This window comes from Aminobacter sp. MET-1 (assembly GCF_026521175.1).
Lineage (GTDB): Bacteria > Pseudomonadota > Alphaproteobacteria > Rhizobiales > Rhizobiaceae > Aminobacter.
The window spans coordinates 176,586-191,338 of sequence record NZ_JAMSHL010000011.1 but is presented as its reverse complement, the minus strand read 5'-3'; the positions used below and the strand labels follow the sequence as shown (position 1 = coordinate 191,338).

General features: G+C 63.0%; 13 protein-coding genes. 4 read left to right on the top strand and 9 right to left on the bottom strand.

Translation table 11 applies throughout. From position 1 onward, the window contains the following. Positions 1–162: 162 nt before the first annotated feature. Complete coding sequence (locus tag NDO48_RS17055) at positions 163–876, top strand: TIGR02117 family protein (RefSeq protein ID WP_267321843.1); 714 nt, start codon at positions 163–165, stop codon at positions 874–876. Here the strand turns inward: NDO48_RS17055 and NDO48_RS17050 are convergent. Next, positions 831–2,054: an FAD-dependent monooxygenase gene (locus tag NDO48_RS17050; protein WP_267321842.1), complete on the bottom strand. Its 1,224-nt coding sequence runs from the start codon at positions 2,052–2,054 to the stop codon at positions 831–833. The two genes, NDO48_RS17055 and NDO48_RS17050, sit on opposite strands and share 46 nt — an antisense overlap. 11 nt (positions 2,055–2,065) lie before the next feature. Further along, the gene (locus NDO48_RS17045; protein ID WP_018427171.1) at positions 2,066–2,314 is read right to left on the bottom strand and encodes a zinc-finger domain-containing protein; all 249 of its coding nucleotides are present in this window, start codon (positions 2,312–2,314) and stop codon (positions 2,066–2,068) included. A 152-nt stretch (positions 2,315–2,466) separates the two neighbouring features. Between NDO48_RS17045 and NDO48_RS17040 the strand changes: the two genes are divergently transcribed. Together NDO48_RS17040 and ppx are read left to right on the top strand one after the other, a co-directional pair. Then, a complete protein-coding gene (locus NDO48_RS17040; RefSeq protein WP_018427172.1) occupies positions 2,467–4,674 on the top strand; it encodes an RNA degradosome polyphosphate kinase in 2,208 nt (735 codons plus the stop codon). Continuing rightward, positions 4,674–6,209, top strand: coding sequence for an exopolyphosphatase (gene ppx / locus NDO48_RS17035; protein ID WP_267321841.1), 1,536 nt, complete (start codon positions 4,674–4,676; stop codon positions 6,207–6,209). The genes NDO48_RS17040 and ppx overlap by 1 nt, the downstream gene beginning before the upstream one ends. A 6-nt stretch (positions 6,210–6,215) precedes the next feature. On the opposite strand, the gene NDO48_RS17030 is transcribed toward ppx, so the two are convergent. From NDO48_RS17030 to NDO48_RS17010, 5 genes are all read right to left on the bottom strand, one after another. Beyond that, entirely contained in the window at positions 6,216–6,611 is a 396-nt protein-coding gene (locus NDO48_RS17030) for a DoxX family protein (RefSeq protein ID WP_267321840.1), read from the bottom strand. Positions 6,612–6,744: 133 nt separating this feature from the next. Beyond that, positions 6,745–7,170: a DoxX family protein gene (locus tag NDO48_RS17025; RefSeq protein ID WP_018427175.1), complete on the bottom strand. Its 426-nt coding sequence runs from the start codon at positions 7,168–7,170 to the stop codon at positions 6,745–6,747. Between the two features lie 198 nt (positions 7,171–7,368). Further along, positions 7,369–8,766, bottom strand: a complete 1,398-nt coding sequence (gene fumC / locus NDO48_RS17020) for a class II fumarate hydratase (RefSeq protein ID WP_018427176.1) — start codon at positions 8,764–8,766, stop codon at positions 7,369–7,371. A gap of 388 nt (positions 8,767–9,154) precedes the next feature. Continuing rightward, positions 9,155–10,558: an MATE family efflux transporter gene (locus NDO48_RS17015; protein ID WP_267321839.1), complete on the bottom strand. Its 1,404-nt coding sequence runs from the start codon at positions 10,556–10,558 to the stop codon at positions 9,155–9,157. A 259-nt stretch (positions 10,559–10,817) separates the two neighbouring features. Further along, a complete protein-coding gene (locus tag NDO48_RS17010; RefSeq protein ID WP_018427178.1) occupies positions 10,818–11,174 on the bottom strand; it encodes a hypothetical protein in 357 nt (118 codons plus the stop codon). A 120-nt stretch (positions 11,175–11,294) separates the two neighbouring features. Here NDO48_RS17010 and NDO48_RS17005 point away from each other — a divergent pair, with 120 nt between their 5' ends. Further along, complete coding sequence (locus tag NDO48_RS17005; protein ID WP_267321838.1) at positions 11,295–12,053, top strand: DeoR/GlpR family DNA-binding transcription regulator; 759 nt, start codon at positions 11,295–11,297, stop codon at positions 12,051–12,053. Between the two features lie 213 nt (positions 12,054–12,266). Here the strand turns inward: NDO48_RS17005 and NDO48_RS17000 are convergent, their stop codons facing one another. Both NDO48_RS17000 and groL read right to left on the bottom strand, forming a co-directional pair. Then, positions 12,267–12,809, bottom strand: coding sequence for a DUF805 domain-containing protein (locus tag NDO48_RS17000; protein ID WP_018427180.1), 543 nt, complete (start codon positions 12,807–12,809; stop codon positions 12,267–12,269). Between the two features lie 281 nt (positions 12,810–13,090). Beyond that, on the bottom strand, positions 13,091–14,743 hold the full coding sequence (groL, locus tag NDO48_RS16995; protein WP_018427181.1) for a chaperonin GroEL: 1,653 nt from the start codon (positions 14,741–14,743) through the stop codon (positions 13,091–13,093). Between the last annotated feature and the right edge of the window lie 10 nt (positions 14,744–14,753).

Genomic DNA, 14,753 nt, shown 5'->3' with positions numbered 1-14,753 from the left:
AGAACACCCCGGCCGAGTTCTTCGACCATCCGCGCCACGAGCGCACAAAACTCTTCCTCAGCCAGATCCTGCATTAGCTCTGGCAGCAAGCATCAAAAAGCCCGGCCCCACGACGGCCGGGCTTTTTTGTTCAGCTCAGGACATGGGAAGCGAGACGAGTTGGTGAGAAAGGCCCTTCGCATTCTGGCACGTATTGTGCTGTTGGTGCTGGCCGCGCTGGTTGTGGGCACCTTCATGCCCAGGCCCTTGCTGGGGCCGCTGCAGGGCGGGGCGCCTATCGAGGCTAGCCCACGCCACATCCTGGTGCTCACCAATCCGATCCACACCGACATCGCCGTGCCGATCGACGCCGCGGTGCTGCAACGGTTCGGCTTCCTGCGTGACAACGGCATCCAGACCGACCTGCCTGAGGCGCGCTATCTTGTCTTCGGCTGGGGCAGCAAGGCCTTTTACATCGGTACCCCGACCTGGTCGGAACTGAAGCTGGGGCCTGTTCTGGCGGCATTCACGCTCGACGACTCGGTCATGCATGTCGATCTTGCCGGCAGCATCGCGCTGCCGCAGCCGACCGTCAGCCGATTTGACGTCAGTGACGCGGGATTTGAGGCGCTGCTCGCTTTCATAGAGGCGAGTTTTACCCGAGGGCCGAACGGACCGCAGTCGATCCCTGGTGTCGCCTATGGTGCGTTCGACGGGTTCTTCGAGGCGAATGGCAAGTTCAACGCATTCGCCGGCTGCAACACCTGGACCGCTGCTGCCTTGCGCGAGGCGGGGTTGACCACCGGCTGGTGGAACCCGCTGCCGGTGACCCTGAATTGGTCGCTCGGCCTTTACAACGCCCCGTCGTCGGCCCAGCCCGGCGGCGTCCAGCCATAGAGCCAGTCCATGTCGGCTGCGAGGCTATCAGGCGACTTCAGCTTCAGAAACAGGTTGCGCGCCAAGGCGACGGGGCCAGACGCATTCCAGGCGAAGTGGTTGAGCGCGCCGCGCCGTGCGACCTTGGCGACACGCGGCTTGCGGGCGGCCTCCCACTGGGACAGCGCCTGTGCAGTGTTCGTTGCCGAGGCGACCGCATCCGCGAGCATGTAGGCGTCCTCGACTGCCATCGCCGCACCCTGCGCCGCAAAAGGCGTCATCGCGTGTGCCGCGTCGCCGATTAGCGCGATGCCGCCCGGTGACGTCCAGGGACGGCTGGCATCGACCGTATGCAGCGGCCAGATGGTCCAGGGTGCAGCCTTGTCGGCGAGTTCCGCTAGCTGAGGAGCAGCGTCGCGCATCGCCTGGCGCAACGCATCGGGCGATGTCTCGCCGGCCCAGTGTTCCGTGATCGCCCGTCCCGGGGTGAAGGCCGCGAGATTGATCGCGCTGGCGGCGCGGATCGGGTAGGCGACCAGGTGGAAGCCGCCATGCAGATAGGTCGTCACCGTCTCGGGTGAGCTAAACGCAGCAAAGTGGCGGCCGGCATCACTGTCAGCCAGAAGCGTGGTGCGCCAGGCCAGCGAGCCACTGAAACGGCTCTTCTCGTTGGGGCCGACGAGGCGCCGGCTGTGCGACCACACGCCATCGGCCGCAACGAACAGCGAAGCGCTCACTTCTGAGCTGATGCCGTTCTGATCGAATGAAACGGTGATGCCGTCACTGCGAAGCTGAACATCGGTGACCGAAGTTCCGAGCGAAAGCTCGATGCTGTCGATCTCGTTGGCGCGTGCGAGCAGGGCGCTTTGCAGGTCGGCGCGGTGGGCGACGAGATAGGGCGCTTTCCAGCGGCGCTCGGCGGAAGCGCCGAGCGGCACACGCGCGCGCTCCTTCAGCGTCGTCGCGTCGCGCAGTACCACCGCTTCCGGCCGCACGGTCAAAGGAGCGACAATGTCGAGAACGCCGAGGCGGGAGAGGATGCGGGTCGCGTTGGGCGAGATCTGCAAGCCTGCGCCGACTTCTTCGAGCGCGGCCGCGCGCTCAAGGATGCGGACTGCAAAGCCGCGTCGGGCGAAGGCAATTGCCGCCGTCAGGCCGGCGATGCCGGCCCCGGAAATGACGATGTGTCGGGGATGCACGACCGCCGTGGTCAGGCCGCGCGGTCGACGACGTAGAGGCAGCCGGCCGGCTGGGTCTCTGTGGCCTTCAGCTGTGCCGAATAGCGGTACAGCGTCGAGCAGTAGGGGCAGACCTTTTCCGAGTCGGCGCCCATGTCTAGGAAGACGTGCGGATGGTCGAACGGCGGGTTGGCGCCCACGCACATGAATTCCTTCACGCCGATCTCGATCACGGCGTGTCCAGCATCGTTCTGGAAGTGGGGGATGGAGCCGCCAGCCATGGAGTTTTCCCTTCTAAGGAACGCTATTGAGGAGGCTTTGTATCATAAGCGCCGCGTTTGCAAGATGCTGAAATGAAACTGTCGCAATTGCCTGTCAGAGGATAATCTGAGCCGGATAAGCGGCGGCACGCGGCATAGGGGAAGGGTTGCAGATGAATCAGTTGAAGCCGGTCCATACCGATTTCGTCAATGACAAGTCGCGGACTGAAGGCGCCGACGGCAACCCGGACCGTTTCGTCAATCGCGAGTTTTCCTGGCTGCAATTCAACAGGCGCGTGCTGGAGCAGTCGCAGAACCCCAATCATCCGCTGCTCGAGCGCGTCCGCTTCCTGTCGATCTCGGCTGCCAATCTCGACGAGTTCTTCATGGTGCGCGTCGCCGGCCTGGCCGGACAGGTGCGCGAGGGGATCACCATCCGCAGCCCCGACGGCCGCACCCCGGAGCAGCAGCTCGAACAGCTGCTGCTCGAGGTCGAGCGCCTGCAGGAAGACCAGCAGAAGAGCCTGTCCAACCTGGCGGAGCTGCTGAAGGCCGAGGGTATCGAGACGATCTCGGCAGGGGCGCTCACGAAGGAAGAACGGAAGTGGCTCGAAGACCACTTCATGGAGCAGATCTTTCCGGTGCTGACGCCGCTTTCGATCGACCCGGCGCACCCGTTTCCGTTTATTCCCAATCTCGGCTTCTCCATCGCCCTGCAGTTGCGCCACCGCAAGGGCGGCGAGGAAATGACGGCCTTGCTGCGCCTGCCGGTTGCGTTGCGCCGCTACATCCGTCTGCCCGACCGCAAGCACGCCGTGCGCTTCATCCCGATCGAGGAAACGGTGAACCTGTTCATCGGCAAGCTGTTCCCCGGCTACGAGGTGAAGGGCTCGGGTACGTTCCAGATCATCCGCGACAGCGACATCGAGGTCGAGGAAGAATCCGAAGACCTGGTGCGCCTGTTCGAGACCGCGCTGAAGCGCCGCCGTCGCGGCTCGGTGATCCGCATCGAGTTCGACAGCCAGATGCCTGCCGAGTTGCGAGAGTTCGTCGCCAGCGAACTCGGCGTATCGTCCAGCCGCGTCAGCGTCCTGAGCGGTCCTTTGGCGATCAGCCAGATCTCCGAGATCGTTGCCGTGCCGCGCGACGATCTCAAGTTCCCGCCCTTCAATCCGCGTTTCCCCGAGCGTATCCGCGATCATCGCGGCGATTGTTTCGCGGCGATCCGCGAAAAGGACTTCGTCGTCCACCACCCGTACGAATCCTTCGACGTGGTGGTGCAGTTCATCAGGCAGGCAGCGCTCGATCCCGAGGTCGTGGCAATCAAGCAGACGCTGTACCGTACCTCGAACGACAGTCCCATCGTGCGTGCGCTGATAGATGCGGCCGAAGCCGGCAAGTCGGTGACCGCACTTGTCGAGCTCAAGGCGCGCTTCGACGAAGAGGCCAACATCCGCTGGGCCCGCGATCTCGAGCGTGCCGGCGTGCAGGTTGTGTTCGGTTTCCTGGAGCTCAAGACGCACGCCAAGATGTCGCTGGTGGTGCGACGCGAGGACGGCCGCCTGCGCAACTACGTCCATCTTGGCACCGGCAACTATCACCCGATTACCGCGCGCATCTACACCGACCTGTCCTTCTTCACCACCGACTCGGCCATTGCCCGCGACGTGGCCCAGATATTCAACTTCATCACCGGCTACGCCGAGCCGGCAGAGGAAATGTGCATCGCGCTGTCGCCCTACACGCTGCGGAGCAGGATTCTCAAGCACATCGCCGACGAGATCGAGCACGCCCAGGCCGGCAAGCCGGCGCAGATCTGGATGAAGATGAACTCACTGGTCGATCCGATCACCATCGATGCGCTCTACGAGGCGAGCCGCGCCGGCGTCGAGATCGATCTGGTGGTACGCGGAATCTGCTGTCTCAGACCGCAGGTTCCCGGCCTGTCGGAGAACATCCGCGTCAAGTCGATCGTTGGCCGCTTCCTTGAGCACAGCCGCATCTATTGCTTCGGCAATGGCCACGGCCTGCCTTCGGACGAGGCCATCGTCTACATCAGCTCGGCCGATCTGATGCCGCGCAATCTCGACCGCCGTGTCGAATGCATGGTGCCGATCGCCAAGCATTCGACCGTGCACGAGCAGGTGCTGGGGCAGGTCATGCTGGGAAATATCATGGACAACCAGCAAAGTTTCGAAGTATTGGCGGATGGAACCTCACGGCGGATAACGCTCGACGAGGGTGAAGAGCCGTTCAATGCGCAGGAATATTTCATGACCAATCCGAGCCTTTCCGGACGGGGTGACGCGCTGAAGTCTCATGCGCCCAAGCGCATTGCCCAGTTCAAACGCCGCAAGAAGGCGGAGGCGACGGCCGGCTGATGGCAGAACTCTCGCAGGGCCGGCTCAAGGACCGCCGACCGCTGTCGATCATCGATATCGGCTCGAACTCCATTCGTCTCGTTGTTTATGAAGGGTTGGCGCGCTCGCCGACCCTGCTGTTCAACGAAAAGATGCTGGCTGGCCTCGGCCGCGGCATCGTCTCCACCGGCAAGCTCGATCCTGAAGGCGTGACCCGCTCGATGGAGGAGTTCCGGCGCTTCCGGGCGCTGTCGGAGCAGGCGGGTGCCGACAAGATGTATGTGCTGGCGACCGCAGCCGCTCGCGAGGCGGTCAACGGTCCGGACTTCATCCATCGTGCCGAGGAGGTGCTTGGCACCGAAATCCGCGTGCTGACCGGGCGTGAGGAAGCTTATTTCTCGGCGCTTGGTGTCATTTCCGGCTTCCATCCGGCTGACGGCATAGCTGGCGACTTGGGCGGCGGCAGCCTTGAGCTGGTCGACGTCAAGGGCGAGGAGATCGGCGAAGGCATCACCTTGCCGCTTGGCGGCCTGCGCCTGCAGGACATGGCCAAGAGCTCGCCGGTGCAGGCGGCCAAGATCGCGCATTCCGAGCTTGCCCGCGCCAAGCTGCTCAAGGGCGGGCAGGGCAGGACCTTCTATGCAGTTGGCGGTACCTGGCGAAATCTCGCCCGGCTGCACATGAACGCCACCAACTATCCCCTTGAGGTGATGCACCACTATCCGATGGATCCGGCGACCCTGGTCCCGTTCCTGAAGCAGGTGGCCCGCGGCGACATCGAAAAGGTCAAAGGTATCGAGGGCGTCTCCAAGAACCGCCGCACGCTGCTGCCTTATGGTGCTGTCGTGTTGCTGGAGATCATCGCGGCGATGCAGCCGTCGCAGATCGTCGTCTCGGCTCTCGGCGTCCGCGAAGGGTTCTTGTATTCGCTGCTCGAAGACGACGAGCGCCGCGGCGATCCGCTGATCTCGGCTGCCGAGGAACTGGCGCTGCTGCGGGCACGCTCGGTGCGCCACGCGCATGAGCTGACCGAGTGGACGAAGCAGTCCTTCGCCGCCTTCGGCATCGAGGAGACCGAGGAAGAATCGCGTTATCGCCACGCTGCCTGCCTGCTTGCCGACATCGGCTGGAGGGCGCATCCCGAATATCGCGGGAGGCAGTCGCTCAACATCATCGCTCACGCCTCCTTCATCGGCGTCGACCATCCTGGCCGCGCCTTCCTGGCACTGGCCAACCTGTTCCGCCACGATGGCGTCTTCAATGACAGCTACGCGCCGGAGCTCAAGGAACTGGCGACGCCGCGCTATCTCGAGCGGGCGCGTATCCTCGGGGCGATGATGCGGGTGGTCTATCTGCTGACCGCCTCGATGCCCGGCGTCATGCCCAAGCTGCGCTGGGAAGACAGAGGCGGTGGGGTTTTGGCGCTGGTGATCCCGTCCGAGTTCGGCCAGCTTTATGGCGAACGTCCGGCCGGACGCCTGGCTCAACTCGCCAAGGTGACGGGCCGTCGTCTGGTGCTTGCCGTCGAGGATGGTCCAAGCACGGCGGTGAAGTAGCGGCCGCTACGACCTATCAACCGATAGGGCGCCTGCTCCCGCGACTGACAGCGCGAGCAGGCCGCCTGATATCGCGATGTCCTTCATCAGCATCTGCACGTGCAGGAATGTGAGCATGGGATCGCCGTCACCCTGGCCGTAATGGCCGATGAAGCCGGCCGCGATTGTGAAGGCTGCGAGCACCAGCGCGACGTGTCGCGTCTGGAGGCCGAGCAGGATCGCCGCACCACCTGCTATCTCGAACAGCGGGACCGCAAGGGCGAAGAATGCCGGCATCGGAAAGCCGAGCCCACCGAAATAGCCAGTCGTGCCGGAAAAGTTCGTGAGTGCCTGGAAGCCCGACGGCAGGAACAGCACGGCGACCAGGATGCGGGCGGCGAGAAGAGACAGGTTCCTGAGCATTGGCGGCCTCCACCGCGTTCAGGATGCACCTGCGGCGGAGCAAAGTCATCAGTCGGAGAACTTTGGCCCTCGATCGCGCATGAAAAAAGCCCGGGACGAGCCCGGGCCATTTCTTGGGAGGAATTCGTATCGGTTAGCTGCGGCGGCCGTCGACCGACAGGGCGCCTGCGCCGAACGCTGCCAGCACGAACAGGCCGCCGGCGATGGCCAGGTTCTTCTGCAGGAACATCACCTGCACCTGGTCGGCGAAATCGAGGTGGGCAACGGCGGTCGCGGCCAGCGTGAAGACGGCGAGCAGGATTGCAGCGACGCGGGTCTTGAAGCCGAACAGGATGGCGATGCCGCCGACGAGTTCAACCAGACCGACGACGACCGTCGTTACGGTCGGCAGCGGTAGGCCGAGGCTGCCGAACCAGGCCGCGGTGCCACCGATGGCCGTCAGCTTGGCGAAGCCGGCGAGGATGAAGATGACCGACAGAAGGACGCGGCCGAGGAGGATGAGGGCAGGGGCGCCGGCGCCGAGGCCAGCCTTTTCGGACGTGAGAGAAGCGTTGGACATGTGCGTGGGCTCCGTGAATTTCGATGGCCCACATCTAGTCCATGCCGACTGTTCACTAAAGACGCGAATGTGTCGACAGATCGTTCACTAATGGAAAGGTTTGCTCGAAATCTGCATTGGGACGAATCGTTGGTCTCCATAAGGAAACGGCGCGGCATGTGACTGCCGCGCCGTATGAAGGGATCTGCTCGCCAGGGATCAGCCGGGACGGGTCATGTCCTCGGGGCGGACGATCCGGTCATAGTCCTCGGCGCTGACGAGGCCGGTTGCCAGCGCTTCCTCGCGCAGCGTGGTGCCGTTCTTGTGCGCGGTCTTGGCGATCTTGGCGGCGTTGTCGTAGCCGATGGTCGGGGCAAGGGCGGTGACCAGCATCAGCGAGCGGTCGAGGGCCGCCTTGATGTTGTCCTCGCGGGCTTCGATGCCGACGACGCAATTGTCGGTGAACGACACTGCCGCATCGGCCATCAGCTGCACCGACTGCAGGAAGTTGTAGGCCATCACAGGGTTGTAGACGTTGAGCTCGAAATGGCCCTGGCTGCCGGCGAAGGTGAGCGCTGCGTTGTTGCCGAACACCTGGACGCAGACCTGGGTCAGTGCCTCGCACTGGGTCGGATTGACCTTGCCCGGCATGATCGACGAGCCCGGCTCGTTCTCGGGCAGAGACAGCTCGCCGAGGCCCGAACGCGGGCCCGAACCGAGAAAGCGGATGTCGTTGGCGATCTTGAACAGGGCAGCGGCGGCCGAATTGATGGCGCCGTGCGAGAAGACCATGGAATCGTGGGCGGCAAGCGCTTCGAACTTGTTTGGCGCGGTGACGAAGGCGATGCCGGTGATCGCGGCAATGCTCTCAGCGACCTTCTCGGCGAAGCCGACAGGTGCATTGAGGCCGGTGCCGACGGCGGTGCCGCCCTGGGCCAGTTCCTGCAGGCCGGGCAGGGTCAGTTCGATGCGCTTGATCGACGAGGCGACCTGGGCGGCATAACCGCCGAATTCCTGGCCCAGCGTCAGCGGCGTCGCATCCTGGGTGTGGGTGCGGCCGATCTTGATGATGTGGTCGAATTCGCGCGCCTTCTTGTCGAGAGCGGCATGCAGGTGCTTCAGCGCCGGCAGAAGGTCGTGGACGATGCGCTCGGCACAGGCGATGTGCATGGCCGTCGGATAGGTGTCGTTCGACGACTGGCTCATATTGACGTGGTCGTTGGGATGGACCGGCTTCTTCGAGCCCATCTCGCCGCCCAGCATCTCGATGGCGCGGTTGGAGATCACCTCATTGGCGTTCATGTTCGACTGCGTGCCCGAGCCGGTCTGCCAGACGACCAGCGGGAAGTGGTCGTTGAGCTTGCCGTCGATGACTTCCTGGGCAGCGGCGACAACGGTGTTGCCGATCTTGGGGTCGAGGCGACCGAGCGCCATGTTGGCTTCGGCGGCGGCGCGCTTGACGATGCCGAGAGCGCGGACGACCGACAGAGGCTGCTTTTCCCAGCCGATCTTGAAGTTGCCCAGCGAACGCTGAGCTTGCGCACCCCAGTAGCGGTCGGTGGCGACTTCGATCGGTCCGAAGGTGTCGGTCTCGGTTCTGGTCTTCTGGGCTGTCACGTCAGGTCTCCGAAAAAACGCGTTTCGGGCATCGGCGTATCGCGTTGCACACAAGGCATCAAGGGGAGATTGGCCCCGCGCGGAATCCTAATCGGTTCAAAGCCTTCGCGGGGTGCATGCCGGCTTTTACGGGGTGGCCTGGAGGTGGCAAGGGTTTGGGGTGCCGGGGCTTTTTTCAGCGGGTCGGCATTTCCCAAAGTTCAGCAGGTGCCTGAACCAGAACGCCTCCCGCATCTTTGGAGAATGCTGGGAGGCGTCCTATGCGTCCTTTGGTTTTCCTTCAGGATTTCTCCATCCGGACGTGCCTCGGACCACGCATAAATGCGCAAGCTGCCGAAAGGTTCCGTCGATTTGAATAAAATTTGCGGAATTTTTCCGGCAGTGCGGCTCAGGCTCCAGCGGCCTCGCTGCGGGCCCGGAATAGGCCCCACGAAAACCCTGCCTTTGCCCTGCTATGAACGAGCAGGACAGAGACAAGCAGAACCATCAGCAGTTCGGCCGCAGGCCCGGCCAACCAGATGCCGCGTTCGCCCATGAGATGCGGCAAGCCCAATGTCAGCGGTATTGCAAACGCATAGGTGCGCGCGATGCTGAGCAGGATGGCCCGTTTTGCGTCGCCGATCGCCTGGAAATAGCCCGACAGGATCATCACCGGGCCGGCGACGACGTAAAGCGCGACGGTCATCGGCAGGATGCGCGCCACCTCCCGCTGCGTTGCCATGTCGTCCACGAAGATCGAGCCAAGGCTGCCATGGGTCAGCAGCATGACGGCTTCGAAAATGACGCAATAGGCGAGCGCCAGCAACAAGCCCAGCGTCAGGCCGGCGTCCGACCGGTCCCAGAGCCTTGCGCCGAAATTGTTGCCGACGATCGTCTGCATCGCCATGTTCAACCCGAGCAGAGGCAGGAAGGCGAATGTCATGATCCGCGTGATGATGCCGTAAGCCGCCACGGTTGCGGCGTAGGCATCGCCCTCCCAGACCTGATTCGAATAGATGACGACGGTGGCAAGCAGCGAAATGCCGATGAAGCTCAGGCTTTGCGGCGCGCCGAGTGTCAGAAGCTGACGCCATGCCGAGGTCCAGCGCAGCGACGGTATCGGCATGTATTGGAGCACCGTGCCGGCGCGCAGGCGGTAGACGATGATGAAGACCACCGCTGCCATCTGTGCCAGAGCCGTGCCGATTGCCGAGCCGGCGACGCCGTAGTCGAAGCCGACGATCAGCACGTAGTTCATTGCAGCGTTGGCGATGGAGGTCAGGAAGCTGGCCGCAGCCACAAGTCCGAGCCGTCCCTCGCTGCGCAAGCCGTCGCCATTGAGCGACAGCGCGAACATCAAGGGCGAACACCAGATCAGGATGGAGATGTAGGTATATCCCATCGCCGCCAGCGGTTCGGATCCATTGGCGAGCCAGAACGCCAGATCCTTGCCCACGAGCAGGAAGCCCGCGACGACCAGGGCGCATATGACAAGCGCCAGGCCGTGCGCGTCGAGGAATGTCTCGCGGGCCTGTGTCGTTTGGCCGGCGCCGAGCAGGCGGGCGAGCTGGCTCGCCATGCCGCTTGCCACCAGGGTCGAGAGCGCAACGAGCAGCATGAAGGCCGGGAACATCAGCGTCACCGCCGCCAGCGCGTCGGGCCCGACATATTCGCCCAGGAAATAAGCGTCGACGATGGCCAAAAGGCCGTTGGTGGCCATAATCAGGATGATCGGCGCGGCGGTTCTGAGAAAGAGGCCGGGCAAGGGCGCGCGAAGAAAGGGGTTCGCGCCTTTAGGGTCGAGGGAGGTCATTTCGTCGTCTCCGGAGTCGCATCAAACGGAGATCAAATGGGGCCCGCATTTCCATTGGTCTGATGCGTCGGTTTCGACTGGCACAGGGGAAGGATTTACCGTGCTTGCGCTGCGGGCGGCGGGCCCTTCATGCCCTGCGCGCTCACTAGGCCGGCCAAAGCCTGCTGTCAATTGCTACAGGTCGCCAAACAAAAAAGGCGCCAGAAGGCGCGCCCTTTTGTCAGGCACCCGCAAGCCACTTCCGCGTTGCCTGGTTCCATCAGGCCATGCCGGGCACTTCGGAAAGGTCGAAATAGACCTCGAGGTCGCGCTCCCTGGCCAGCCGCACATCCTCATCCGCCCCTTTCGATGCCCCGGGCAACCGTAGCACGGCATCGCAATGGCGCAGCAGCCTGTCGGCCACCGGATAAGCGAACTCGTCGTAGAGCGGATCGCCGGCGCCCTTCGAGCCGACCTGCCGTCCGAGTGGCAGCGCCACCCATTCGCCGATCATTGGTATGTGACCGGCGCGAAACAGCGGAACGGCGACACTTTCAAGACGGCTCAGGTTTTCCTCCATCTTGACGGGGTCGTCGCCGGTGCCGGAGCGGTAAGGACCTGCGATCAGGATGAGCATCGGTTTCGTCGGAGTGTCCATGATATCTCCAGATGTTGCACGAATCTGCACGATATTATTATGGCATCATGCGTGACCGTGCAATATCGTGTGGCATCGCAGGGTGGACGGAACCTCAAAGTGCTCACAAGCCAACGCAAGCGTTTGATCCTCGATCTCCTGGCCAGGGACGGGCAGATCGTCGCCAAGCATCTCAGTCACGAGCTGGAGCTTTCGGAAGACACCATCCGGCGCGACCTCAGGGAACTCGCTGCCGAGGGATTGCTGCTGCGCGTCCATGGCGGCGCAATGCCGGTCTCGCCAACCACGGTTCCGATCCATGAGCGTCGCGGGATTGCGCCGGACGCCAAGGTTGCACTCGGAAAGGTGGGCGCGACCTTAATCGAGGACGGCATGACGGTGGTGTTTGATGGCGGGACGTCGAACCTGGAAATCATCCGGCACCTGCCGGTCGGGGCCCGCTTTACCGCCATCACCCATAGCCCTTCGATTGCGGTTGCGCTGGAGGACAGGGTGCAGGTCGATGTCATGATCATCGGCGGCAGGCTGTTCCGTCACTCGATGGTGACTGTCGGGGCGCTGACCGCAGAGACGATCTCACGCATTCGCGCGGATCTCTTTTTCCTCGGCGCGACGGGCGTGCATCCAACTGCGGGGCTAACCACGGGCGACATGGAAGAGGCGGTCATCAAACGGCAGCTTGTTTCCTGTTCGGCGGAGACCGCCGTGCTGGCCACGAACGACAAGCTTGGTGCCGTGTCGCCGTTCCAGATCGGCGGGCTCGGCGACATCGCGACGCTCATTGTCGAGAGCGGCGTTGCGGACGAGCGAATTGCTGCCTTCGCCGACAGGGGCGTATCCGTCGTGCGCGCTCACTAATGCTTGAGGCAACCCGATCCAGTCATTTCGTCGTCTCCGGAAACGCATCAAACGGAGATCAAATGTGGTCCGCATTTCCATTGGTCTGATGCATCGGTTTCGACTGACACAGGTGAGGGCTTTGCCGTGCTTGCGCTGCGGGCGGCGGGCCCTTCATGCCCTGCGCGCTCACTAGGCCGGCCAAAGCCTGCCGTCAATTACGCTGTGCAGGCGTCAGGACAGGCCGCGTCGTCCAAAGCCGGAAGGTGCCGCGCGTCTTGGTTGAGCCATGCTGGCCTGCGGGGCAGGGGCGAGCGGAACCGTTTGCGGTCTCTCGGCGCGCCGATGCTGTGCGTGCACAGCGTTTTCAAGATCGCCAAGGATAGTGTCGAGGCCCGGTCCATTTGGCGGGCCATAGTTGTTCGATCCGCGGCTGCCCGGAAGACATCCGCATTCGACGATCTGCCAGATCGCGCCGATATAAGGAATCAGGAAGATCAGGCACCAGAAACCGGACTTGTCTCGATCGTGGAAGCGTTTCACCGTCGATGCCAGGTTGACCCAGAGGGCAAGACCGATGGCTGCAAGGACGACCAGCAACACGCTGCCCAATTCGCCGGTCAGCTTCCGCGGATCGGGGTTCGGCAGTGGTGCGCCATTGATCGCAATCACATAGACGACGCCTGCTCCGAGGCCCAGTATCAAGGCTATGGCCAACTGTGCCAGCCACCATTGCGCGCGGCCGATGCGTCCTGAAAAACCGAAGAGCAAGTTCATGACGAGAGCCCTTTGCTTGCAAGTGGCTCAAGTAAGCTGAGGTTTGGTAAAGAGCTCGTTTCGACAGAAGTATGTAAGGCGTCGCGTTCTGTTGACTATTGTCGTTGCGGTTAATGTTCGAAGAACAATCGTGCGCTAAGCCTGCCGCCAAACAAAAAGGGCGCCCAAGGCGCCCTTTCCGTATGCTTCTGGAAACAGGACTTCTTAGAAGTCCATGCCGCCACTCAAGCCCGCTCGCGGGCTTGAGCAATCTTAGATCATGAGCGTGCTTTATGGACTTCTTAGAAGTCCATGCCGCCCATGCCGCCCATGCCGCCGCCAGGCATACCGCCCGGCATGCCGCCGGCGGTGTCCTTCTTCGGGGCTTCGGCGATCATAGCCTCGGTGGTGACCAGCAGGCCAGCGACCGAAGCAGCGTCCTGCAGAGCCGTGCGGACAACCTTGACCGGATCGACGATACCGAAAGCGATCATGTCGCCGTATTCGCCGGTCTGGGCGTTGTAGCCGAACGTAGCCGTCTTGTTCTCGAGGATCTTGCCGGCAACGATCGAGGCTTCAGCGCCAGCGTTCGAAGCGATCTGGCGGGCCGGAGCCTGCAGAGCGCGACGGACGATGTTGATGCCGGCGACCTGGTCGGAGTTTTCGCCGACAGACTTGATGGCGAGCGACGAACGCAGCAGGGCCACGCCACCACCGGGAACGATGCCTTCTTCAACCGCAGCGCGGGTCGCGTTCAGGGCGTCATCGACGCGGTCCTTGCGCTCCTTGACTTCGATCTCGGTCGCACCGCCGACGCGGATGACGGCAACGCCGCCTGCCAGCTTGGCGAGACGTTCCTGCAGCTTCTCCTTGTCGTAGTCCGACGTGGTCTCTTCGATCTGCTGCTTGATCTGGGCAACGCGGCCCTGGATCTCGGCCTTCTTGCCGGCGCCGTCGACGATGGTGGTGTTCTCCTTGGAGATCGACACCTTCTTGGCGCGGCCGAGCATGTTGAGGCCGACGTTCTCGAGCTTGATGCCGAGGTCTTCCGAGATGACCTGGCCACCGGTCAGGATGGCGATGTCTTCCAGCATGGCCTTGCGGCGATCGCCGAAGCCCGGAGCCTTGACGGCAGCGATCTTCAGGCCGCCACGCAGCTTGTTGACGACGAGCGTGGCCAGAGCCTCGCCTTCGACGTCTTCCGAGATGATGAGCAGCGGCTTGGAGGTCTGCACGACGGCTTCGAGAACCGGCAGCATGGCCTGGAGGTTGGAGAGCTTCTTCTCGTGGAGAAGGATATAGGCGTCTTCCAGCTCGGCAACCATCTTGTCTGGGTTGGTGACGAAGTAGGGCGACAGGTAGCCGCGGTCGAACTGCATGCCTTCGACGACTTCGAGCTCGGTCTCGGCGGTCTTGGCTTCTTCAACCGTGATGACGCCTTCATTGCCGACCTTCTGCATCGCTTCCGCGATCATCGAGCCGATTTCCTTCTCGCCGTTGGCCGAGATGGTGCCGACCTGAGCGACTTCTTCCGAAGTCTTGATCTTCTTCGAGCTCTTGACGAGGTGGGTGACGACTTCGGCAACAGCCAGGTCGATGCCGCGCTTCAGGTCCATCGGGTTCATGCCGGCGGCAACGGCCTTGTGGCCTTCCTGAACGATGGCCTGGGCCAGAACGGTAGCGGTCGTGGTGCCGTCGCCGGCGATGTCGTTGGTCTTCGAAGCAACTTCGCGGACCATCTGCGCGCCCATGTTCTCGAACTTGTCTTCAAGCTCGATTTCCTTGGCGACGGTGACGCCGTCCTTGGTGATGCGCGGGGCGCCGAACGACTTGTCGATGACGACGTTGCGGCCCTTCGGGCCGAGGGTCACCTTCACCGCGTCGGCGAGGATGTTGACACCGCGCAGCATGCGCTCGCGGGCGTCACGGGAGAACTTTACGTCTTTGGCAGCCATTTTAAGCTCC